At 57.9% G+C, this 21,525-nt stretch carries 18 protein-coding genes and 1 pseudogene; 9 read left to right on the forward strand and 10 right to left on the reverse strand.

Annotation, left to right across the window (positions count from 1 at the left end):
• Positions 1 to 169: 169 nt before the first annotated feature.
• A complete protein-coding gene (locus FHT71_RS13360) occupies positions 170 to 628 on the reverse strand; it encodes a transposase (protein WP_183720135.1) in 459 nt (152 codons plus the stop codon).
• A gap of 907 nt (positions 629 to 1,535) precedes the next feature.
• Between FHT71_RS13360 and FHT71_RS13365 the strand changes: the two genes are divergently transcribed.
• Both FHT71_RS13365 and FHT71_RS13370 read left to right on the forward strand, forming a co-directional pair.
• Positions 1,536 to 2,546, forward strand: a complete 1,011-nt coding sequence (locus FHT71_RS13365) for a nucleoid-associated protein (protein WP_183720138.1) — start codon at positions 1,536 to 1,538, stop codon at positions 2,544 to 2,546.
• Positions 2,543 to 4,006 (forward strand): hypothetical protein, encoded by a 1,464-nt coding sequence (locus FHT71_RS13370; RefSeq protein ID WP_183720141.1) that lies wholly within the window; start codon positions 2,543 to 2,545, stop codon positions 4,004 to 4,006. The genes FHT71_RS13365 and FHT71_RS13370 overlap by 4 nt, the downstream gene beginning before the upstream one ends.
• 83 nt (positions 4,007 to 4,089) lie before the next feature.
• Here FHT71_RS13370 and FHT71_RS13375 read toward each other — a convergent pair whose 3' ends face one another.
• The 7 genes from FHT71_RS13375 to repA all read right to left on the reverse strand — a co-directional run bounded on the left by FHT71_RS13375 (position 4,090) and on the right by repA (position 11,214).
• Positions 4,090 to 5,127, reverse strand: a complete 1,038-nt coding sequence (locus FHT71_RS13375) for a phospholipase D-like domain-containing protein (RefSeq protein WP_183720144.1) — start codon at positions 5,125 to 5,127, stop codon at positions 4,090 to 4,092.
• Complete coding sequence (locus FHT71_RS13380; RefSeq protein WP_183720146.1) at positions 5,061 to 5,792, reverse strand: hypothetical protein; 732 nt, start codon at positions 5,790 to 5,792, stop codon at positions 5,061 to 5,063. The genes FHT71_RS13375 and FHT71_RS13380 overlap by 67 nt, the downstream gene beginning before the upstream one ends.
• Positions 5,793 to 6,605: 813 nt before the next feature.
• The gene (locus tag FHT71_RS13385) at positions 6,606 to 7,067 is read right to left on the reverse strand and encodes a hypothetical protein (RefSeq protein ID WP_183720149.1); all 462 of its coding nucleotides are present in this window, start codon (positions 7,065 to 7,067) and stop codon (positions 6,606 to 6,608) included.
• 3 nt (positions 7,068 to 7,070) lie between these two features.
• On the reverse strand, positions 7,071 to 7,430 hold the full coding sequence (locus FHT71_RS13390) for a hypothetical protein (RefSeq protein ID WP_246711336.1): 360 nt from the start codon (positions 7,428 to 7,430) through the stop codon (positions 7,071 to 7,073).
• A gap of 92 nt (positions 7,431 to 7,522) precedes the next feature.
• Entirely contained in the window at positions 7,523 to 8,803 is a 1,281-nt protein-coding gene (gene repC, locus FHT71_RS13395) for a plasmid replication protein RepC (protein ID WP_183720152.1), read from the reverse strand.
• A 198-nt stretch (positions 8,804 to 9,001) separates the two neighbouring features.
• Positions 9,002 to 10,003: a plasmid partitioning protein RepB gene (gene repB / locus FHT71_RS13400; RefSeq protein WP_183720155.1), complete on the reverse strand. Its 1,002-nt coding sequence runs from the start codon at positions 10,001 to 10,003 to the stop codon at positions 9,002 to 9,004.
• Positions 10,000 to 11,214 carry a plasmid partitioning protein RepA gene (gene repA / locus FHT71_RS13405; RefSeq protein ID WP_183720158.1) on the reverse strand — a complete coding sequence of 405 codons (1,215 nt, stop codon included), beginning with the start codon at positions 11,212 to 11,214 and terminating at the stop codon, positions 10,000 to 10,002. Before repA ends, repB begins: the two co-directional genes overlap by 4 nt.
• Positions 11,215 to 12,007: 793 nt before the next feature.
• Here repA and FHT71_RS13410 point away from each other — a divergent pair.
• The gene (locus FHT71_RS13410) at positions 12,008 to 12,385 is read left to right on the forward strand and encodes a hypothetical protein (RefSeq protein ID WP_183720161.1); all 378 of its coding nucleotides are present in this window, start codon (positions 12,008 to 12,010) and stop codon (positions 12,383 to 12,385) included.
• Positions 12,386 to 12,405: 20 nt separating this feature from the next.
• Here FHT71_RS13410 and FHT71_RS13415 read toward each other — a convergent pair.
• Positions 12,406 to 12,798: pseudogene (locus tag FHT71_RS13415) on the reverse strand (integrase); the annotation flags it as partial.
• Positions 12,799 to 13,037: 239 nt separating this feature from the next.
• On the opposite strand from FHT71_RS13415, the gene FHT71_RS13420 reads away from it, so the two are divergent.
• From FHT71_RS13420 to FHT71_RS13435, 4 genes are all read left to right on the forward strand, one after another.
• Complete coding sequence (locus FHT71_RS13420) at positions 13,038 to 13,553, forward strand: GNAT family N-acetyltransferase (protein WP_183720164.1); 516 nt, start codon at positions 13,038 to 13,040, stop codon at positions 13,551 to 13,553.
• A gap of 394 nt (positions 13,554 to 13,947) precedes the next feature.
• Positions 13,948 to 14,841, forward strand: coding sequence for an AraC family transcriptional regulator (locus tag FHT71_RS13425; RefSeq protein ID WP_183720167.1), 894 nt, complete (start codon positions 13,948 to 13,950; stop codon positions 14,839 to 14,841).
• A 90-nt stretch (positions 14,842 to 14,931) separates the two neighbouring features.
• A complete protein-coding gene (locus FHT71_RS13430) occupies positions 14,932 to 15,642 on the forward strand; it encodes a YbhB/YbcL family Raf kinase inhibitor-like protein (RefSeq protein WP_183720170.1) in 711 nt (236 codons plus the stop codon).
• A gap of 29 nt (positions 15,643 to 15,671) precedes the next feature.
• Positions 15,672 to 16,361 carry a methyltransferase domain-containing protein gene (locus FHT71_RS13435; RefSeq protein ID WP_183720173.1) on the forward strand — a complete coding sequence of 230 codons (690 nt, stop codon included), beginning with the start codon at positions 15,672 to 15,674 and terminating at the stop codon, positions 16,359 to 16,361.
• 494 nt (positions 16,362 to 16,855) lie between these two features.
• On the opposite strand, the gene FHT71_RS13440 is transcribed toward FHT71_RS13435, so the two are convergent.
• Positions 16,856 to 17,773, reverse strand: a complete 918-nt coding sequence (locus FHT71_RS13440; RefSeq protein WP_183720176.1) for a recombinase family protein — start codon at positions 17,771 to 17,773, stop codon at positions 16,856 to 16,858.
• Between the two features lie 515 nt (positions 17,774 to 18,288).
• Between FHT71_RS13440 and FHT71_RS13445 the strand changes: the two genes are divergently transcribed.
• Positions 18,289 to 19,428, forward strand: a complete 1,140-nt coding sequence (locus FHT71_RS13445) for an RHE_PE00001 family protein (protein WP_183720179.1) — start codon at positions 18,289 to 18,291, stop codon at positions 19,426 to 19,428.
• A 113-nt stretch (positions 19,429 to 19,541) separates the two neighbouring features.
• Positions 19,542 to 21,479, forward strand: a complete 1,938-nt coding sequence (locus FHT71_RS13450) for an RES domain-containing protein (RefSeq protein ID WP_183720182.1) — start codon at positions 19,542 to 19,544, stop codon at positions 21,477 to 21,479.
• The last annotated feature ends 46 nt before the right edge of the window (positions 21,480 to 21,525 follow it).

Raw genomic sequence — 21,525 nt, forward strand, 5'->3', positions numbered from 1 at the left:
CGAGACTGCCCCAAATGGATGGAGGTCTTGCTTGGGTTTGCCGCCGGTTCTTGTATTCGACAACGAAGTTGCGCTGTGGGGTTTTCATCGTTCGTCAGCTTCACATCGATTGCAGCAGCGCAGTGACCACGGCCCCGTTGATGGTGTCATCGCAAACATGAAGCCCTGCCTAGCTGATCCCCAGCCGCTTGCGCAGTGCGGCGTTTTCGGCGCGAAGCTTTTCAGCAAGCAGCTTACGCAGCCGGCGATTTTCTTCCTCAAGCTGGGCAAATTCGGCGAGTTCATCGTCAAATGCGGCCGTGCTCGCGGGGACTTCAGCAATCGTCACAGCAACGGCTTTCTTCCACGTGTAGTAGGTCTGGTCGGATATCGACGCGGCATTCACAGCATCTTTCAATGTTGCGCCACCCGCAACGGCAGCTTCGATCTGCTTGATCTTGTCGCGCTTCACGTCGTCACTCAAGCCGCGCGCCTTGGTCTTTGCCGTCTTTTCACTGGCCGCGTCAGCCTTCCCCGCCGCTGCTTTCTTGGAGCTTGACCGTTTGCCACGAGCGGCAGTCGCTGCTTGCTCCGCTTCAGGCTTTGTTGCGGTGCTATCGGGCGGTGTAAGGACTTCTTCGTCAGCCATCGATGATCCTCATGTTGTTGCACGCGTTTTCGGTCAGGTCGGTGCAAGAGTCAATGTCGCCGCATCACAGACCCCTGATCAGCCTACGTCCGCTCAAGGATTGCGGCAGACCAGTCGCGAGCGGCACGAATTGGCGAATACCCCTAGATTTTTAGGGTTGATCGGTGATGCGAGGCGCTTCCGCGCCGGTAAATCTTCCAGCTCGGAAAGAAGAGCGTACCAGGCAAAGGGCGCAGCGCGGCCGGAGCCAGTTCGCGCACCGCTTGACCGGTTAAAAGGGCAGCCGCAGGAGGTTTAGCATAGCGCCGCCCATCGGGCGGAAACCGGGATCGACTGCCCCCGGCAAGCGGTTCCGATCAAGCTTTTCCGGATACTCATGCCTCAGCGACAACCGCGCGACGCTGCTCTTCCGCGTCAGGGATGGACGCCCGCAGGGGAAGACCGGAAGGGGCTTCCGCTCCGCCGACAGCCCGACCCGCAAGGGTGACGCACAGGAGACGAGATGCCCTGCCGAAGCTACCGTCTTCCCCTTCAGGCGGGAGCTTTCAAACTCCTTCGTTTCAGAAACAGACCCCTCCCGCGCGCGGCATCACCTTGCAAGCAGGGGAAATGCGGACTGACTTTTGCCGACCCCTCTCGGCTCGCAACGGGCATCCCTCGGAGCCAGGAAAAGATCACAAATTGCATTTGCGCAGAGGCGACAACCGCATCCAGTTGTTCTAACGTGAGCGCGCAATCGCGCGCTTTGGGCTCCTCGTCAAATCGGTGGATACCAGAAACGCGAGATGCAAGATTTCACTCTAGGTCCGACTCGCTATGGCTTTCCTCAATGGTGTGGCAATGGCGAACGCATGAATATTGCATGAGCAAAAACCGATATATCAAATGCGATACCGGGGGGTAAGGAATGCCGTCTCTTACAGCTGACGAAATTGAACAGCTCCGCATCACTCACTTCATCTTCCACGTTGTCCATCATGGTCAGCCAGAGCCAATCCTCCTGGACGCCGTCCCGATTGGCTTGGGTTCGGTGCCGATAGGCGATTTCGAGCGTTTTTTCCTGGGCCGGGTTTCTGACACGCTGAAGGGTAACCGCTTCGACTTCACAGCCGGATCCCTGACAAGGGACAATCTGGCTGCGATCGCGAGCGCACCGGGTCGTTTCGTCGACGTGTCGCAAACCCTCGCCAGGCAGTTCCACAGCCATGACGACCTGCGAATAAAACGCGGCGTCCTCATTGTCATGGTATTGCGTACAGGGACGAGGCGTCTTTATTCGTTGATCAAGTACGATCATGAGAAAGTCGTGGCATTCGACGTGCAGGACACCACTGCCATCCTGACAGACGTGGTCAACAGCTTCACGGAATCGCCGGCCGCCCTGCAGAAGTCGGCATTGATCGAACTCATGCAGCAAGGTGGCGAGCTCGCAATCATTGACCGAAATACGCGCACGGGAATTTCGGGGTTCTTTGAAAGATTTCTTGGGGTCACACGGCGGCATAGTGAGACCGAGATGACGAAGGGGATCGTCGACGCGACCTTGAAAACCGTGCAACGCCACCGGCTCGAATTACCTTCGGATATTACCACCCGTGTTAAACCAAAAATTCTTGAGATCACACAAAACCGGACATCGTTTGATGCCGAACAATTCGTCGGCGATTTCTTCGGAGCGCACGGAAGCGACGCCATCAGGGCAACCTTCCAGGGCGAGCTTGAACGGCGCAATCTCGCTGGCGAAGCATTCACCTATGATCGAAGCGCAGTACCCGCCGCAGGGCCACGGAAATACGTAACGAACGAAGGGATTCGGTTGGTCGTCCCCGAGAGCGCCCTCGGTACATTTAGCCAAACAACCGATTCGGATGGATGGACAACCGTCACAATTCGAACGCGGCAGGTGACTGAGCAATGACAAGCGATTTCGGGCCAAGGGCGCGCGCACTTCTAGTCGAATTGGGTAAGTCTCCCGGAAGCGTCATTTCGGAGACCGTAGATGAGTGCCGTATCGATCACGCACTTTGCACCACGGCTGAGCGACTGGCCGAGATCGGAGCACTCGCGAGCCTCTGTGCTCGGGAAAGCCTTGGACACGTCCGGCTCTATGGCGACATCCAGGAAGAGATCGATCTCGCCAATCTCGCAACCGTCTATCTTGCCGACGAGAAAGTGTCACTCGTCATAACCAAACTTGTCGATGACACTTTCGCATACTTCCTGACCGAGCGAGGGTTCCGCGAGGCGTTGAACCAGGCCCAGTGGATATCAAAACCCCGCGCCTTATGGGTCGCGGTGAGCTTCGAGGGTTTCATTACGGAAGGGCTGACGATAGTGCCCTGGAACGGACCGAAATCCCACGCAGCAGCAGCGTATTTACCAGAAAAGCCGCGGAAATTCGTCCGCGACCTGACCTTTGGTGCCACTCCCGAGCAGATCGGACCGTGGCTGCTGCGCGATCCTGTCCCTGGTCCCTCGACGGTGTTTGATGCTTGGCGCGATGTCGCAGTGGAAAAGCTTGCCCTCTGTCTCCCATCGGAAATCAGAGTTGCCGGAACCGGTAAGCAGGTGGTGCTGAAGGGACCAAGATCGGCTCCGATCGAGGTGGCAGACCCTCGCGCGAACTGGTCCTCAGCGGTTTTCCCAGCACTATTGGACGCGGCACGCTGGGTGTACGGCACTCCCCGCGAGACGGAGACAAAATTCCAGTTCCTCAACAATCATCTATCGCTCGATTGGCGCGACGGCGCCACCTGGCCGGACGGCTTGGCCGTCGTCCTGAAAGGTAGCCTTGCGAGTGCACGCGAGGCCTTCACCTTCCACCTGCAGGATCAGAGCAAGGACGCCTTGAAGGCACTGGGTGATTTGCGCAAGTCCTTGCAAGATGAGGTCGCGAAAGCGCAGACCGCAACGCGCGATCTTTTGGGGTCCCTGTGGCGCGACTTTGCGCTTGCCGGTGTCGTGCTTGCACTTAAAAGCCCCACAGCAACGCAGATTACATCTGCGGAGGTGTTGCGCTGGGTCACCCTTGCTGCCGCGGTCGTGCTAATCGTCAGCCTCGTCATCACGACGGCGACAAACTGGCGCTTCAATCGTCTTGCCGACCAAGGCAGACGCGAATGGCGCACCAAACTTTACGCCTTTCTGTCCGACCAGGATTGGCAACGTCTCGTGGAAGAGCCTATCGCGAGCGCCCGCTGGGTCTACCGCTTTGCCTTGCCGGTCGTCACTGTCATGTATGGGGTCGCTGTCTATTACCTTCTTCTCGTTGCCGCACCCATTTGGACGGCCGCCAATCTGGATCCCGCCATATCACTTGTGACCGATCGCATTCACGTCATTTCGGCGACTATCCGTGCTCTGTTCAACCGTCCTTGATTGACGCACGCTAGACGCTCGACATAACGCGAGGGCGTCACCAGTCGAGCCGTCGCCGACGCAGCCTCGGCTTATTGGTTTCATCATGCCTCGGGAAGCCAGAACGCCAACATCCGTTTGGTTTCGCCGATGTTCCGGCGTCGCTGCCAGTTGGGATCACGCGAAAGATACTGGAACGGATCGCGGTCTTCGCGCTCCGATTCCTCCAGATAGGCACGCCAGCGATAGTGACTGTAGGTCTGCATTGCATTGATGGCGTAATGCATCGCAATTTTGCGATGCCCTCGAATAACGATGAAGTTCTCGTCGTTCTTGCTGCTCGCCGATTTCGAGAAATTGTGAGAGCCGGTGACCACAATCGGTTCCTCACCAAAGGGGTCGATGACAAGAATTTTCGAGTGGGTGATGGCGTGGCCAATTGCACTGCGGAACTGCGATGCCGTGCCCTCGACCACCCATTGTCCCACGGTTTTGCCGACGCCGGTGTCCTGTGCCGAATCGAGGAAATATTCCTCAGGATCCTGCTTCAGCAGCTTGAAGTGTTCGGCGCCAGTCGAAGTGAACTGGGTCGCGACCCCTCGCACGTATAGCTTGTTCTCCGTTTGCATGTTCAACAGGGTCCTCACCGGTTCATTACCGGGCTGGAACATGATGAAGAACACACCCTGCTTTGCGCCCTTGACGAGCTCCACCAACTCCTTGGTGTCGATCTCGCCGGTGAGCCGGGAAAACCAGCTGTCGACCATCGCCTCGCCCAGCGCGATACCGCGTTTCGGGTGATTGTTAGAGTCCAGCAGGTCCTCGGTTACAGCGTTGCCGGCGGCGACCAAGAGGGTAAACTGCGCCTCGTATCGGTCCGCGAGGTCCTTGTTCACCAGCATGATGCCGTTGTTGAGCTGGGTGCAGAGGCCGGTCGGCGTCCAGTTGGTGCTGCCGGTCCAGACCGTCTCCGGCGCAAACAGCCCACCCGCACTGTGCCCAATGACGACGAATTTGTTATGGGCTAGGGCCTGAGGAGCCAGGAAGCGATCGTGCACAACGCAGCCGGCGCCTTTCAGGCGCGCGCGGGCATCCGCATTTTCGTCCTCACCCTCTTCGTCGACGCTGCCGTTCGCCAGCACGATATGGGCGCGGTCGCCTTAGCAACGAGCGCATCGATGAGTTCTTCATCGCTCAATTCGTATAGGGCTGCATGCAATTCCATATCGGGCGATTCTGCCACCTCGTCCATCATCGCCAGCATCGTTTCCCGCAGCGTACCGCCGAGAAAGTTGCGCGCTTCACGATCGACATTCTCGCTGACGACCACTGCCGTCGCCTTGAGCTCTTCGAGAGTTATGCCTTTGCGCTGCATGTAGCGTGCCATGAACTGAGAGAGGACGTAACCACGGTTGAAGTGAACGCTGACGCCGTCGCCGCAGTCGGCGCTAAGGGTCAGGGTCTCCGACCAGTCGCTCGACGGCCCATCGATCAGCGAACCGTTGTCGTCCAGAACCCTTGCCACCACACGGTAGGCGATCACGTCGCCAAGGTCGGCCGCATGGTCGGTCCAGTCATAGCGTTGAAATGGCCAGGTCTGCGAGGAGCGTGACGTCAGACGCTTTCCGTCAGCGTCAACCTCCGTATCGTTCTCAAATCCGACCCGATTGGAAAGGTATTTCGGATCACCATCGCCTCGCCGGCATTCGATGGCAAAGCCAATGCAACCCGGAATATCTTCGCTATGACGCCACACGAGATGAACATCATCCGCGTTCGAAAATACTTTTAACTTAATATCGGTCATTTGCGCCCCTCGGCTTTATCCGCAGAGTATGCGTGCAACTCCTGACAGTATAATGACATATTACTCGCCCGAGCAAAATGGCGGTGAGAACTGACCAATACCTTGCTGCAAACGTTCTGAAAGGAACATGCAGCTCTATGTGGTCAAACGGGATAGCATGGCTTCTATCGGACTGTAGTTGCGATTTTCGGCCGTTCTTCCTTACTGGGGTAGACGCATCAAACGATCGCTGCCGTACAGACAGCCGCCTGTGCTTGAAGGACTGCGCCAGCTTGCCAGAATTGCCTAAAGGTCCCTAGCCTGGACCAACCGCGGCAAAAGACCGCAAATACAGCGTTGCCTCCGCCTAATGGAGTGTCGGTGCTTCCGCCGCTGGTTGCTTCTTGGCGACCCACAAATCGTTGGTTCTCTCCATACTCATCAGTTCGGCGGGAAACTTGCGTTTCTGGATGCTTTATCTCGACGAGCATGGTCGAAGCACACAGGGCGCGCCGGTCCAAGCGTTCTGCTTCGTGAGTACGAAAGAGAAGGGCGCGTGAGCATGAAGAACTATCGCGCCTTCCTGCAGCTTTGGGCAAAATGACTTCAAGATGAACGATGACGGCTAGTTTTCGTCACCGTACGATCGGCCGGGAAAGTCCGTTTGAAACGGACAATTTTTCGTACTTATAAAGTCTCCTTGCCGTAAGCGGATATCGTGTTGACGACCGCCGATTCCACTAGAGATGTCCTGAGGTAAGGCACGATGAACGGCCGCGCGTTTATCGACGCACCGGAAGCCGGCGGGACCGCTCCAGCTCCGGGAAAACGGCGCTATCTTTTTTTCTGGAGCAGAACCCATACCGCGAACGCCTTGCGATCCGATCGCGGCGTCGATGCAAGATCTCTAATTGCCTGCTCACAGTTGTCGATCAGAACAAGGACTTCGGCCCGGACATAACGCGCAAGCGGGTCGTAATCGGCGCGGTGACGTTCTTCCTGCAGGATGACAAACGTATCGGCGAACGAGACGACACTGCCCGGGAAGCCGCGGCTTGCCGCTGCTTTGCAGGAGTTTTTCGCGACACCGTGCTCGAGTGTCCTATAGACTTGCGCCCATGCTGGTTCGCTGCGCGTTTCGCCCGTACCCACGAGCAGATCGGCGCAATCGCGAGCAAGCGCGTGAAACAGCGCATAGTAAGCTGTACTGACGCCGCGTTTCAGGTCGGATTGGCGTGGACGCTTCGGGCTGGCCTTCGCGAGCCGCCGAGCGGTGGCGATCAAATCATGCGACACGAGTTAGCTTGCGATCTTCTGCTGTTCGTCGAAATGATGCCGAATATGCGGAAACCGCGTCTCTCCAAGGGCGCTCAACGCCTTTCGCACCTCGGTCGAAAGACCGTAAGTGAGTTTCGAACTGATTGGCTTGTCCGAATATGCATACTTCACGTCGACGAGCAGGATGGGATCGCCATCGCTGTCTCGATCGGCCCGAATGTCGGCGCCAGAAAACCCTGCCTGGCCGAGGCGGTCACGGAGGACCTTCTCAACGGCCGACTTGGTGGAGTTTGATATGGTCTGTTCGTCGCTCATGTTTGCAATATAGAGGATTCTGACCAGGACCGCCACTCCCGCAGAGACGAGGGCGAGCATATACATAGCGCTGCTGGATCCACGATTCTCACATTCAAATGCTAACGGTCGCCAGAACAGCCGCATTCTCACGACTAACCGCCAGGCCACACCAGAACCTAAGCCCTGCGTCGTTGCGGCACACCGTTCGCTCGCACAAGCGCCATCAACATCGGACCAAGGCTGAACTCGCCGCGCTGGGCTCGGCTCGTCAGATTGCGCAGATAGCCGCCGGCGGAGTTGATGTGCCCTCCCCTCTCAAGGATGCAGGCCATCACCGTGGCCGCATTCTCCGGGCCCATCGCTATGCATGCCTCTTGATACGCCGAGGGACTGACGCCAAGCATGGAGCGAACCACGACCGCTGCCGACAACAGATCGCGCCAACTCGAAACGACGCCCCCGGTCGCGTAATCGGAAATTTGCGGGCATGCCTGAAGCACGAGGCCCAGCGGGAACGACCGAAGATCAGGCGCTATGCCCACTCCATCCCTTTCGGCTTTCTGCCGACCTGTCGATTGGTCGTCGTCTCGCGGTTCGGCACCCCGCTGACTGTTTTGCGCCGGCTTTGTGCCCTGCTTCGTTTCGAAGCTTGGTTCAGATTCATAGATAGAGTCGGGTTTTGAATTCTGTATATGCCGCTCAGTTTGACTGGCATTGCCGCTTTGATTTTTCGTTTTGACATGCGTTTCCAGCGTGTTGAGGATTTCCTCGCGCAAGAGACCCAGTTCGTCGAGGACATCCTCAACCTGGGCAGCGTTCGGAATCCGTGGCAGCCGCGCAAGTACGGACTTCAAAACCGCGATCATTCCCATCCAATCACCGTTAATCTCTTCTTCGATGGCCGTCTCGATCATCTTGGTGATATCGCGCCGGCACACGGTCAATCGCTCGCGTAAACGCTGCAAATGCAGTCGCTCTGCGATAACATCGGCCGCAAGACGCTCGATCTCTGCCGCCCGGGCAAGCAAGGGCGCCAACGAGAAGCCGAATGCCTCGGCAATCTCCCCGCCGCGGCCCTTTTGGGCATAACGCTTGCCGTTAGCGCTATCCTTGCGCACCAGCAGTCCCGCTTCGATCAACGCGGCGAGATGTCGGCGAATTGTCTGTTCCGCCATCCCATGAGCTCTTATCGACAGCTGCGCGTTGGACGGAAAAACGATTAGGCCATTGTCTTCCGCGAGCTCGTTGTGCGGATAGAAACTGAGAAGCGCATTTAGAACCGCCAGGGCCCGATCGTTCACACCGAGCAACGGTCTTGCTTCGCACAGCAAGCGATAAAGCTTCCATTTCTCGGCCGATGCACCTGGTTCAATCTCGCGCGACGCCATCTGGCTTGCAAGCATCCCAAGCGACATCGACCGCCGCCCAAAGGGCGTCGTGATTTGTCCACTCTCCATCTTCTTTCACCTTTCATCAGGCAAAAGAAATCCGCTCACCAAAACGGTGCCAAAGACTCTTGACGGGGATTCGTGAAAATGCGATTCTCATTCTTGCTTAGGGAATTGAGAGAGGCTTCCACGACGGAAACGTTCTGGTGGCCTTTTTCTTTTTGCGCTGCTGCTCCTTTGCTAGCTTAACTATGTTCTGACCGTGCCCTAGTTGGACTGGCCGGCTTGGTGTTCATATTCGCGCATCAACTCCGGCATGCGTCCTGCCAGCCAGCGTGCGAAAGCGTCTTCCGCTTTGGGAATAGTGACGGTCGTCCCCGAAGCCGAACTTTTCATGCGACCGAAATGCCGTCCCGCGAGGGCAAAATCGACGGTTTCAATTGGCTTCACACTTTGGCGCGCCGGCGCTCCGGTGGCGGCACTGACGGCGAGCGCGATACGGCCGACGCCGTCTGCCTTGCGAAACTCGCTCGTTTGAAGCACTTCGCGGACCGCACCGATTTTGCTCTCATCCTTTAGAAGATCTGCGAATGCCGTCCACTTCGGCCGCCCGACCGCTTTTGCGCGACCGATTGCGAAGATGATGTCGCTCGGCACGACCGACGTCACCCGAAAAAGATGCGAGACGGCAGCTTCGGACAGGCCGAGAATTGGGCAGATGGCCCGATGGGAGAACCCTGCGTCTTTCAGCTGGACTGCCCACATTGCTTGCTCGATCCAGGTGAGATTTTCCCGGATGCCATTCTCAACTGACTGTTCCTCGATGAGCTGCCGGTCCGTCAGATCGCGCACATAGGCTTTGATCTTGACCGTCTCAGGCCGCTCCGCCTCCGCCATCATCGACTTGATGGCATTGAGACGGCGATGCCCATAGACAAGCTGATAGTGATCGCGCTTCGTGGGATGAGGCCGCACGAGAACGGGAATCTTCTGGCCCTCAGACGCGATTGAGGTTTTCAGCGCCTCGAGCTCTGCTTCGGCCTCTTCGTCGTTGTCGAAACGGTCCCGGTAGGGCGACCGCTCGACCTTTGCGGGATCGAGCGAAACGATCGTATCCTCGCCTAGATGCACGAGTGCTTTCCCGACATTCGAAATGACCGGCGAAGAATGACGCCGTGCGGAAACGGGTTTGTCCGCGTCTTCCACCTCGGACACATCCGCCCTGTTTTCGGCCTCCTCGGCCATCCGACGAAGGATGCTTTTCTTCATGCGCTGCGCCCCCAGACCTTATGGGCCAATCCCAGGATCTCGAAGTTAACGCGGTCTGCACTTTCGACCGCGCGCTTCAAAGCTTCCCTCCCGACCTCCCCTGCTTCGAGCTCGTAGAGGCTCTTTTTTGCAACGGCTGCCCCAGCTATAGCCGTCGATTCGAGAGCTTCGGCGACGAGGACGTCATCACCGAAGAGCCTGCGCATGACGCCTGCCATATACTTCTGCGGCCCATCGTTCGGGTTCACCCTGGTCAAAAGGAAACGGAAAAAGTCATGCTCGAACTTCGCACCAAATTGCGCGAGTACGTCAGAGAGATCTGAGATCATGATAAGAAACTGATTACACGAAGCGACATCGAGCATTGCCGGATGAACGGTGACAATGAGCGACGTTGCGGCATAGAGCGCGGCAAGCGTCAAGTAGCCGAGCGAGGGAGGAGTATCGAGGATGACGAAGTCATAACGATCATCGACACTCGCAATCGCAGTACTTAACCGCTCGAAGAACAGACCCAGGTCGTCTCGAGTCTTCGACGTCAGATAGGTGGGGGTATCAAACTCGAAATCCATGAGCTCTAGGTTTCCCGGAACCAAGTCGACACCGGGAAAATAGGTCGGCCGGATTACATCCGCGAACGGGCGCCGCTCATTGTCATATCGGATCGCTGCATAGGCGGTCTCGTTATCACCAAGGTCGAATTCCGGCTGAAGACCAAAGAGTGCGGTCATCGACGCCTGCGGGTCGAGATCCATACACAAAACCCGGTAGCCCTGCAGTCCTAGAAAATGTGAAAGGTGGATCGATGTCGTCGTCTTCGAGCTTCCACCCTTGAAGTTGACGGTCGCGATCACCTGCAGCTTCTCGCCTTTGCGACGGAAAGGTAGGAGTTCGCCGGCTTCGTCCGGGCGCATGGACGCCAGAAACGTTCTCAATTCCTTGACCTGCTCCACCGTATAGGTACGTCGATTATTCTCGGCCCTCTCTGGTACTGGTCCTTTACCTTCGATCGTCAACTGGCGGAGCGTACTTTCCGGAACCGCCAAGAGGCGGGCCAGATCCATTGTTGAAAATGTTTTGGCAAATGTCTTGCGGGCTTCCGGCGGATAGACAGCTTCGCGCATGTCGCGCAGCTCGGCAGAAAGCTTCGCCGTGTAGGCGTCAATCTTCGACGCGGTGTCCCTGACGTTTTTAGATGCTACTTGCGGCATCCATTCCTCTTGACGGTTATGAGCTCTTTACGGGGCAATTTCCGTCGAGGGTGCCAGAGGCCATCCGATTCCACAAGGCATTTTTAGTTAATGAAATCTTAACGCCCATGAATCTGAAGGGCGGGTGACGACCAAAATGTCCATGCGGAAACTCAAAAACTTTACAGTTGTAAAGTTTCCGAATCCACATCGCTCCCGGCCGAAAACTTTACAGTTGTAAAGCCCGAACACATTCGGAACCCTGCACGGTCGATATCATCATGAAGCCGCCGATGATCGTGGATGACCCGATTCGTGCCTCCAATACAAGGGCATGGATTGCCCCTCCCTGGCCAATCCACCACATAGGCGACATCGATGCGCGATCAGCGACTGGATCTCAGAGCGAGCTGTAACGGCGCTCAAGCAATGCTGGCGCCCTTGCGGCCTACCGGTTGGAGTTTCGACTACTGACTCTCCCGACTGAACAACGACGGTTCGAGCGTCGAAGTCGCCACGTTGATCTGCGGTCAGCTTCGTTGCGGAATGAAGTGGGCGCAGGCCCTCCATTGGGCATTTAGGCTCAGTCTCCCTTTTTGCGGATAGTTTGGATTTCCTTGGGAACGCGCCGGTCAGTACGCTGATTGTGATCGGACTGGGTCCGCTTCTGCCACAGCCGATGACATCGGGCCCTAACTCCAGCGCTCGATGAACGGCAGCGAAACACAACATTCACAGCCTGTTCAGCGCGCTAATGTCATCAAGTAGCCAGAACGAGCCTTACCTCCCAACACAGGCTCTTATGGAGTAGGCGATGAAAAAGATCATTCTCTCGACACTTGCCACATTGGTCGCGACCGGCAGCATCTTCGCTTCCTATGGCTCCGCGAGCGCACACGACTATCGCGGTCACCGCCACGGCGACAGGGGCGCAGCCATCGTTGGTGGGCTGGCGGCAGGGGTCATTGGTGGCCTGGTTGCTGGTGCTCTCATCAACGACAGGCATCGTCCGCAATACGACGATGGAGCAAGCTATGGCTACAGCAACGGCCCGCGTTACGAAGGTCGTGTCGGTTATCGCGACCATGGTGACTCAGGTTACCGCTACCGCAGTGGTCCGCGTTATGAGGATGACTCCGGCTATCGCGATTTCGACGGCTCGGGCTATCGTTATGACAGTGGTTGGCGTTGATGCGAGCTATTGCGTTGCCCATGCGGGCCGTCGACTCTGAGCAGCCCCTTGGCGCGCAGTTCCGTCTCTACGTCGGCCGGCATGCCATGGTTGGGGTCCTCGGCTCTCTCGACCGGACCCCAGAGATGATGGGCGACAAATTTCAACAACAGCGCTTCGGGCGCCGGCCAGGGCAGCGCTCGTCCGGTGGCTGCCATGCCCCAGGCTTCGAGATAGGCCAGATCCGAGGTCAGCGCCCTGAGCGTGTTGTCGCCCATGCCCCGGTTGACGAGATGGCGCAGCGTCTCGACATCCTGGTCGGTCAGGAGCTCGGCAAGCTCGTCGCGGCGCTCCAGCGGCAGCACGGCGGCGATCGTGTCGAGTTCTTCGGCCCGGCGCTCGACAGCGGTCAGTGATGTCTTCGGTTTGGCCACGGTGGCTCCAAAAGGACGATTCAGGCGGCCTCTGAGACCGTGATTTGCGCCGATTCTTTCTGTCTCGATCGGCCTGGTTCAGCGAAATCAATTTCGTTGTAGTGATAGCTGTTCCAGCCTTCCAAGATCAGCGGAATCGTCTGACCTGGCCGGAATGCGCCATTAGCGGCCGTTGTAAATGCTGGTAGGCATGATACCTGACGCTGCAGTTTTAACGCTTCTGGAACGCGAGCGGTGCATTGATCGAGACGAATAGGCTTACTCTCCGACCGTACCTGTTGAACGACTATCAGCCTTATCTGGCGATGTGCACCGACGCGGTCGTTGTCCGGTTTCTTGGAGGACGACCTTTTTCACCGGAAGATGCATGGCATCGCCTGATGCGCTATGCAGGCCACTGGTCGTTATTAGGGCATGGAATCTTCGCTGTTTTCGAAAAATGCAGTGGTAACTATGTCGGAGAGACCGGCATTGCTGATTTTCATCGCGGGCTTGGTGCCTCTTTCGACGGCGTTGGGGAAGGGAGCTGGACTTTTTCTTCCCGAGTGCACGGGTTTGGCTACGCGTTCGAAGCGACTGATGCAGCTCACAGATGGTACACCGACACTTTGCGTCAGAGTCGGACAGTGTGCCTTATCCATCCCGAGAATAGTGCGTCTCTCAAGCTGGCCAGCAGGCTGGGCTACACTGCATTTGGCGAGCAAAATTATAAAGATCAGCCCATGATAATGCTTGAAAGACAAGCGAGACTTTGACCGCTTAGGGCCGATTCCGGTCCTTAGCAGGTCCTTGCAAATCGCGGCGTCTTGGGACTCTTATGGTTCGCGAGCGTGGTGAGATTTGCAGCGATGCATCGTGCCAGGCCAATGTCCTCGCTAGGAGGTCTCAATGGCGCAGACACCTGAAGCATTCTCCTTGTTTGCCCGGATTCCCGGAATCCTCTTGATCGGCTGCAATGCACAAGAAGGAGACAATCACCTAGGCGTTGAGGGTCGCTTTCGACACTGTCTCAGTCGTTGTATGCCCCCAAAAAGATAGGCAATAGCAGACATTGTCTTTCCGGTTTCCGCTCCCTTCGACGGTATATCGACAGCCACTTGATTTCGACACAGCAATGACAATCGATCCAATTTGGAGATGGTTTGTTCAATGCGCGACAGCGACAAAACCCTGCGGCGCCACCTGGTTGATGCCTTGCGCCCATTGGCTGAGCGCGACACCCGTTTACTGCTCAAAAAAGAAGATCCTCCGTTCATCTCGGCCTTCGTCGCCCGTCACCGGGAAACGATTTCAGAGCTCAGCATGCCCGCCGCCGGCCTCGTTATCGTCATCGAAGGCCGCAAAGAGGTTTTGTGGGGCGCGAAACGCAATATCTACCAAGCCGGTGACGCCTTCGTACTGCCGGCCGGTGCGGAGGTCGATGTTGTCAACGAACCAGATACCGACACTGGCGTCTATCGCGCCCTGTTCGTCCGCTTCTCTCGCACCCTGGTCATTGAGGCGGCACGCCTTTGGCCACAACTCACCATGCGCGACGTACCCCTCGGCTCGCCCATAACGATCAGTCCGACGCTTTGCTCGGCAATCATCCATAGTGGCGAGGCGCTGGCGGATGCGTTCGACCTCTCCCGGCGAGTTGTGGACCACCGTGTTCTTGAGGTTCTGCTTATCCTGGCCGAACACGGTGCGCTGCCATTGATCCCCAAATATGTCGAGAGTTCAGTCGCGGAAGCGGTGCGGCTCTTGATCCGCCACCGGCTCGATCACGCGTGGTCCACAGCTGCGGTCGCCGCGTCCCTGTCGATGTCAGAGGCCACCCTGCGGCGGCGACTGCGGGATGAAAACCACTCGCGCCGCGCGCTGCTTCTCGCCGAAAGAATGCAAGCCGCTTTCCTCATTCTCTCGGATCGGGATGCCGACGTCGCCGACGCAATTGCTGCGACAGGCTATGCTTCGCGTTCACACTTTTCGCGGCACTTCCAGGATGCCTTCGGACAGGCTCCTTCAACCGTTCGCAGGGCACGTAGAAAACCAATGGCCTGACCGCTTCAGGCTCATTTCTGATCAGATCGGGCCCACTCTCGCTGGCTTCGCTCCTTATGGTCTACTGAAATCAACCAGGCGAGACGAACAATGACCAGGAATAAAAGCATATGGGCCGCGGTCAGTGTGGCGGCCGCATTTTCCGCGACGGCGCCCATGGCCGCAGACTTCACGCTGTCCGTAAAGTTCGAAGGGCTTGACCGCTCTGGCCGGTTTGCAGACTCCGCCGCCTTCTGCCCGCCCGGGATCCGGTCCAAGGACGTGAGCCCGGGGGTCTCATGGTCAGCGGGACCCGAGGGCACCAGATCTTATGCATTGCTGATGACCGATCCGGACGTACCGCAGGATTTCAGCCTCATCAATAAACCCGGCACCACAATTCCATCCGACGCGCCGCGGATCAGCGTCTTCCACTGGGTTCTGACCGATATTCCCGCCGGTATCATGTCCATCGGCGAAGGTGCGGAAAGCGAGGGTCTCGTGCCGGGCGGCAAGCCGGTCGGCGTGACGCCTCACGGGCTGCGCGGCGCCAATGTCTATACCAGTTTTCTGGCCAAAACTGATGGCATGGCCGGCACCTATGGCGGTTATGACGGCCCCTGCCCGCCCATAAATGACCAGCGCATCCACCACTACACTCTTGAAGTGGTCGCACTCGACGTTCCGACACTGGGCCTATCCGGGCCATTCACTGGCGAAGACGTGGAAAAGGCCATGGCGGGCCACATCCTGGCAAGCGGCGAGGCGATAGCGACCTATACATTGAACCCGAGCCTGATCCCCACCCCCACGGCGAAGTAGATCACAATCCCGAAAAGTTGAGCCACACCATGTCACCAATAAACGTATCGTCCTCACCCGTCTTCAATCGAGATGCGTCCGGCTACGACGTCCTTCGGCGCGGCCTTATTCCCTGTTTCGATGCGTTTTACGGCACAGCACTCGACTTGATCGATGACTGGCGGCACACCGATAAACTGCGTGTCCTGGATCTTGGCGCTGGCACCGGTCTTTTCAGCGCCATGCTGCTTGCCCGCCACCCCGATGCGCAGATCCACCTCGTCGATGCCTCTGAAAAAATGCTCGAGCAGGCCCGGCAACGCTTCGATGGAAATCCGGCCATTACCTACGCCGTAGCCGACATGGCCGATGCCGAGCTCGGCGGTCCGTGGGATCTCATCATCTCGGCACTGGCGATCCATCATCTGGAAGACGCCGCGAAAAAGCACCTCTTCGGTGGCATTCGGGGCGCCTTGTCCGAAGGTGGCCTGTTCGTCAACGCCGAGCAGGTCCTTGGCCATGATTCCGAGGTAGAGGCCCGCTACGCCCGGATCTGGCTGCAGCAGGTCAGGACGCTGGGCATACCCGAAGCGGAAATCGCCAAGGCGCACGAGCGCATGTCCCACGATCGTTGCTCCTCGGTCGAAAGCCAGTTGCAATGGATGCGCGATACCGGACTTTGCCAGGTCGACTGCAGCTTCAAAGCATGGCGTTTCGCGGTGCTCAGCGGCCTACGTTAGGACGATCGGTCAGGCGGAACGGGTTGTCACTGCAAAGCGCCGGGCGGCCCAAGAGCTCTTTCGAGAGTGATCCCGTGGACAGAGGCGGTTGTCCGGCATGCCTTGATGAGGATGCCGAAGAGGGGAGGGACCGTTGTTGCTGGCGATCATGGGCATTCCTCGAAGCGGTGGTTTGTCCGATGAACCACTCACCGGCATGGCAGGCAGTGACGATTGCGGCGATCACGGAACTGCTCTTCGGGGCTGGTCGCTGAAACGACACGACTTCCGTCTGCCGCTCGCAAGGCCTTTTGGGCAATTCGAGCGCGGGCCCACCGCCCCAGATCTCCAAGCCCCTTTACCTACGCAGGTGACTTCAGCCGTGAAACTCCGCTTCCAAACCGAATACCGGCAGCTCCCCTGAGGCATTATCGAAAGCAAAGGCTGGAAATCTCTGCCGCCGAGAACAGGGCGCGCAAGAAGCCGGGCAATCGGAAGGTTGATGCTCCGTGCCCTCAGTGACGGATAAGACCGAACCGATGTGCCTCGTCCAGCAGATGACGAACAGAGGATGGCTGCCATTTGCGCCCACCGCGCGCCGGCCGCTCTCCCATCTGATCCAGTTGGGCGGCGATGTCGCGAAGCGAAAGGCCGGGATCGGCAATGGCGATCGCCGCTACGAGCTTCATCAGATGGTCTTCCGGAGCTCGGCGAGGCGACCGGGTGAGGAGTTCCTTTTCGGCGAGCTTTTCGCGGACCATGCGATGGACGGCGCGACGAAGGCGCTCAACGGTCCAGTCGTGGCCGCGACGATTGAGAACCCGCACGACATTGTCCCAGCTGTGCTGAGGCCGGAGCTGCCGCACCGTTGGCAGCCATGTTTGCGCGGACGCAATGAGCTCGTCGAGATAGAGTTTCTCGCGTGCTTTCGAAACCGCCTTGATTGCCTCCGGCCGCCGCTCTCGCAGGCCGGGATTTCCGGGAAGCTTTCCTCGCGCCTTTGCCGCCTTGATGCCGGCTTTGGTTCGCTCTGCGATCAACGCTCGTTCGAGCTGGGCAACAGCACCAAGGACCTGAAGGGAAAACATGCCCTGCGGGGTCGAGGTATCGATCGGATCACGAATGGATCGGAAATGGACGCCGCGTTGCTCAAGGTCCTCGATCACCTGCAAGAGATGGCTGACGGACCGGGCCAGCCGATCAAGGCGGACCACGACGAGGACGTCGCCAGCAGTGAGCTCTCCGAGCAATCTGGTTAGGACCGGGCGAGCTCGCGATGCCCCAGATCCATGCTCTTGGTAGACCCGATCGCAGCCGGCGGCGCGCAGCTCGTCCAACTGGGCGTCGTGAAGCTGATCCTCTGTCGAGACGCGTGCATACCCGATGAGCCGCTTTGGAGATGGCGGGACGTTAGCTGTTTGTCTCTTTGCCATCTGGCTTTTTAGGGGCCTATTTCGAGGTGTCTTGTACAGATAAAGAATGCGCGAGAAAATGACCAGTTGCAAGCGTGTTTTATGATCTAAATACGGCCCCACCAGACTCGAAATCCGATCTCGAACGGGCATCCGGCCGTAACCAGCGTGAAACGCGCTCTGGTGGCCATCTGTGGCGGAAATGCCTGAAAATAAGGAGATCGGAGGAGGGGAGGGGAATGAAAGCCCGTTTGAGCGAAAAGATGATGGAGGAATCTGTAGCTCATCGGCAGGGGAGGGCCGCTGTGAGTAGCGGCGCAGCAGAGACGTTCCGCTGAACCTCGCCAAAATCTGCCCAAAAGACCGGAAAACCGGGCGTTTCCGGTCATCCAGGACGACCGACAGGGTGATTTGCGCCTCGAAATCAAGCTACCATCGATAAGCAGTACTTATCGATGGTTAGGCGTGGCCTAGAGCATCATAGGGAGTGAGGAATTGTAACTTCGCGATAGAGTTTCTTTAGCAAATCATTTACCATGATTTCAATGGCTTACGATCTCGCGAAATTCAGCATGACAGCCTTGATACGGCCGGCTTTCGATGCCGGCATCTTATTGGCGCGTCTGGACGAGCGTATCGCCCGCTCGCCGGTCGGGCAGGGGTGGATCGAACGATCGCATTTCGCCGACGCCTGCGCCTCGCTGTGGATCGACGGCGAACTCGTCCATCTCGAAGACCTCGTCCTCCATGACGCCACGAAGGATATTCGCACGCCCACCCACGAGCTGACAATCGCCCGCGACGTTTTGCGAACTCGCAGGCGCATTGCAGCCCAACCACCCGGCTGGGCGCTTTCGGCCGACGGCATTCGAACGCTGCGGCAGACGGAGCCAGTGGCGTTGATCGGCGCCGACGAAGCAGAGGCGGGCGGCGCCACCCGGCGCGCCGTCGCGATGGATTTGGCAGAGGATGGGGAAGACAAGGACAGTGGCGAAGATCTTCCCGGCGTCGACTATGCTGCCATCGATGCGGTGCTGGCTCGATCGGAGGCGGCGATCGCGAACGCCACACGGTCCGACCGCGGCGTGACGCAAGAGAAAGATCCGATGATCTACGATCTCGACTGGGACGAGGACGCACGGCTCGACGAATGGCGCGGCGTGCTGCGGCAGGCAGAAAACCTGCCGGCGGTGCTGCAGGCGATCGTCATCCTCGATGCCTGGAACGAAATTTCCGTCCTTCAGCACGCGCCCTGGCTCGGCCGGCTGCTGGCTGCGTCGACATTGCGCCAAGCCGGCGTCACCACCGGCGGCCATCTCGCCGCCGTAAATCTCGGCCTGAAAACCATTCCGGTCGACCGGCGCCGGCATCGCGACCGGGAAACCCGTCTGCTCGCAATTGCTCAAGGACTACTGGCAGCCGCCGAGATCGGCATGAAGGAGCATGACCGACTGACGCTGGCGCGCACGCTGTTCGAGCGGAAACTCGAAGGGCGACGAGCGTCTTCGAAACTGCCGGAACTGGTCGAACTGGTGATGGCGAAACCGTTGGTGTCGGCGGGGATGGTGGCCAAGACGCTGGAGGTCACGCCGCAGGCGGCGCGGCGGATCGTTTTGGAGCTGGGGCTCAGAGAGATGACGGGAAGGGGGAGGTTTCGGGCGTGGGGTGTTGTATAGCTGGTATATCTTGGGGAGAAACACTTTGGCTGCCGGGGACTTTCATTGCGCCACCAGCGCACTTTTGGCGCGGAATATAGGGCAGACTGAGGGTAACATCGGAAATTCTCAATATGAATATCTGTTACAAGTGCATCGGCGATGTGTATTTGCAGGGCGAGATCAAATCGGAGGGCAAACGTCGCGCCTGTAGTTTTTGCGGGAAGCATCGAAAAAGCTATCGCCTCGAGGAGCTGGCCGAGCGCGTCCAAGGCGTTATCGAGGAAAACTATAGCCCTCATCAGGATGAATACGGAGCGGACTCGGGAGAACCGATTGGCGATCTCATAGCAAATCTCGCCAGTGTCGATGGGCTGATCGCGGAAGCCGTGCGGACCGAGCTATCGAGCGGAACAGCCTACCTTGCCGCCAAGAACGGCGAAGCCGATCCATTTGGTTCAGAGACATGCTATATCGGAAGGAAGACCGACACCTACGACTACCAGGAGTCCTGGCGGTTCTTTCGGAACGAGATCAGCCGGCGTTCTCGTTACTTCAGCGAGCACGCTCGCCAGAGTTTGCTCGAGATTTTCGGTGACATTTCAGGCATGCGCGTTTGGCCGGATGATCCTGTCATAGTCACCATTGGCCCGGACAGCGAGGAGCGGTTTCTTTACCGAGGCCGAATTGCGTTTTCCGAAAGCGAGATCGAGCTTTTCTTGAAGGGCCCGGTTCGCGAACTAGGACCCCCGCCACCGCGATTTGCAAGGCCAGGCCGGATGAACGCCGCCGGCATTTCGGTGTTCTACGGAGCCAGAGAACCGGAAACTTGTATAGCGGAAATTCGCGCTCCGGTCGGGAGCCATGTAGTTCTCGGTCGGTTTGAGATCGTCCGCGAAGTCAGGCTGCTCGATCTGAACAAGCTCACGCAAGTTTTCACCGATGTGAGCCTGTTCGACCCGCGTTTTAAGCGGATGGCCGGACGCGCTTCATTCTTCAGAAGGTTGGTTGCTGAAATAAGCCGGCCCATCATGCCGCGCGACGAGGAGGCGGAGTATCTCGTCACACAAGCCGTATCCGAATTTCTCGCGTCGAGCGTCGAACCTCAACTCGACGGCATCATTTTCAACTCCGCGCAAACCGACCATGAGGGTCGCAACGTCGTGCTCTTCAATCACACCTGCTCGGTTGAACCTTACGAGCTTCCGCCTGGGACTGGTGTCAGTGTAAATCTTGGATGGGGCGATGACGACGACTCCGACAGCAGCATAGCCGTTTGGGAGGAGGTGCCCCGACCGAAGCCGCCACGGAAGGAACGTCACACGGCTCACCCCAAGTCGGCGGGCAAGACTTTAATTTTCGACAAGGTGTTCGACTGGCCCGACGATGAAACGTTGGATGATCTCATCGTGACCGGGCAGCCGTACTTGCGGCTGCTTGTCGATGAGATGACGATTTGCCGCATCAAAGGGGTTAGGTACGATCGTTCTGAACGCGGACTAAGCCGATACAGATATCAGGAGGGAGATCACGACATGATCGCTGAAGGGGAAGGGATCATCTATTTTGCCTACGGCTCAAATATGCTTACCGAGCGTTTACGTTTTCGAACATCGGGTTGCAAAGTCATTGGCCCCGCGACCTTGGTTGGTCATGAACTGCGCTTCCACAAATCAAGCAAAGATGGTTCAGCAAAATGCGACGCCTTCCTGACCGGGGTCTCAACGGATTTGGTTGTTGGCGTTCTTTTCAGCATACCAGGCTCCCAGAAAGCGGCGCTCGACAAAGCGGAGGGGCTTGGCAACGGTTATGAAGAAGCGACAATCACGGTCATGACCGCGGACGGCAAGCCTGTCGATGCGGTTACATATCTGGCGTCTGAAGGGGTGATAAACGACAAGCTTAAGCCCTACCAGTGGTACAAGGACTTTGTCGAAAGCGGCGCCAAGGAACACGGCATCCCCGACGCATATGTTCAGAAGTACATTCTTGATGTGGCCGCGGTGCCCGACCCGGATGCGAGCAGAGAAAAGACGAGGCGCGCGGAAGTGGCGAAAGTCTGGCCATTCTAAACGCGGTGATTGAGCTCTGATAGCTCGCTATTGTTAGCTTGACGCG

The sequence above is a fragment of the Rhizobium sp. BK060 genome (assembly GCF_014193145.1).
GTDB lineage: Bacteria > Pseudomonadota > Alphaproteobacteria > Rhizobiales > Rhizobiaceae > Rhizobium.

Excerpts from the sequence above, each read along its gene's own strand:
- FHT71_RS13450 (WP_183720182.1), top strand. The coding sequence starts at position 19,542 with ATGAATATCTGTTACAAGTGCATCGGCGATGTGTATTTGCAGGGCGAG.
- FHT71_RS13440 (WP_183720176.1), bottom strand. The coding sequence starts at position 17,773 with ATGGCAAAGAGACAAACAGCTAACGTCCCGCCATCTCCAAAGCGGCTC.
- FHT71_RS13435 (WP_183720173.1), top strand. The coding sequence starts at position 15,672 with ATGTCACCAATAAACGTATCGTCCTCACCCGTCTTCAATCGAGATGCG.
- FHT71_RS13365 (WP_183720138.1), top strand. The coding sequence starts at position 1,536 with ATGCCGTCTCTTACAGCTGACGAAATTGAACAGCTCCGCATCACTCAC.
- repC (WP_183720152.1), bottom strand. The coding sequence starts at position 8,803 with ATGGAGAGTGGACAAATCACGACGCCCTTTGGGCGGCGGTCGATGTCG.
- repB (WP_183720155.1), bottom strand. The coding sequence starts at position 10,003 with ATGAAGAAAAGCATCCTTCGTCGGATGGCCGAGGAGGCCGAAAACAGG.
- FHT71_RS13360 (WP_183720135.1), bottom strand. The coding sequence starts at position 628 with ATGGCTGACGAAGAAGTCCTTACACCGCCCGATAGCACCGCAACAAAG.
- FHT71_RS13410 (WP_183720161.1), top strand. The coding sequence starts at position 12,008 with ATGAAAAAGATCATTCTCTCGACACTTGCCACATTGGTCGCGACCGGC.
- FHT71_RS13445 (WP_183720179.1), top strand. The coding sequence starts at position 18,289 with ATGATTTCAATGGCTTACGATCTCGCGAAATTCAGCATGACAGCCTTG.
- FHT71_RS13430 (WP_183720170.1), top strand. The coding sequence starts at position 14,932 with ATGACCAGGAATAAAAGCATATGGGCCGCGGTCAGTGTGGCGGCCGCA.
- repA (WP_183720158.1), bottom strand. The coding sequence starts at position 11,214 with ATGCCGCAAGTAGCATCTAAAAACGTCAGGGACACCGCGTCGAAGATT.
- FHT71_RS13390 (WP_246711336.1), bottom strand. The coding sequence starts at position 7,430 with ATGTATATGCTCGCCCTCGTCTCTGCGGGAGTGGCGGTCCTGGTCAGA.
- FHT71_RS13370 (WP_183720141.1), top strand. The coding sequence starts at position 2,543 with ATGACAAGCGATTTCGGGCCAAGGGCGCGCGCACTTCTAGTCGAATTG.
- FHT71_RS13425 (WP_183720167.1), top strand. The coding sequence starts at position 13,948 with ATGCGCGACAGCGACAAAACCCTGCGGCGCCACCTGGTTGATGCCTTG.
- FHT71_RS13380 (WP_183720146.1), bottom strand. The coding sequence starts at position 5,792 with ATGACCGATATTAAGTTAAAAGTATTTTCGAACGCGGATGATGTTCAT.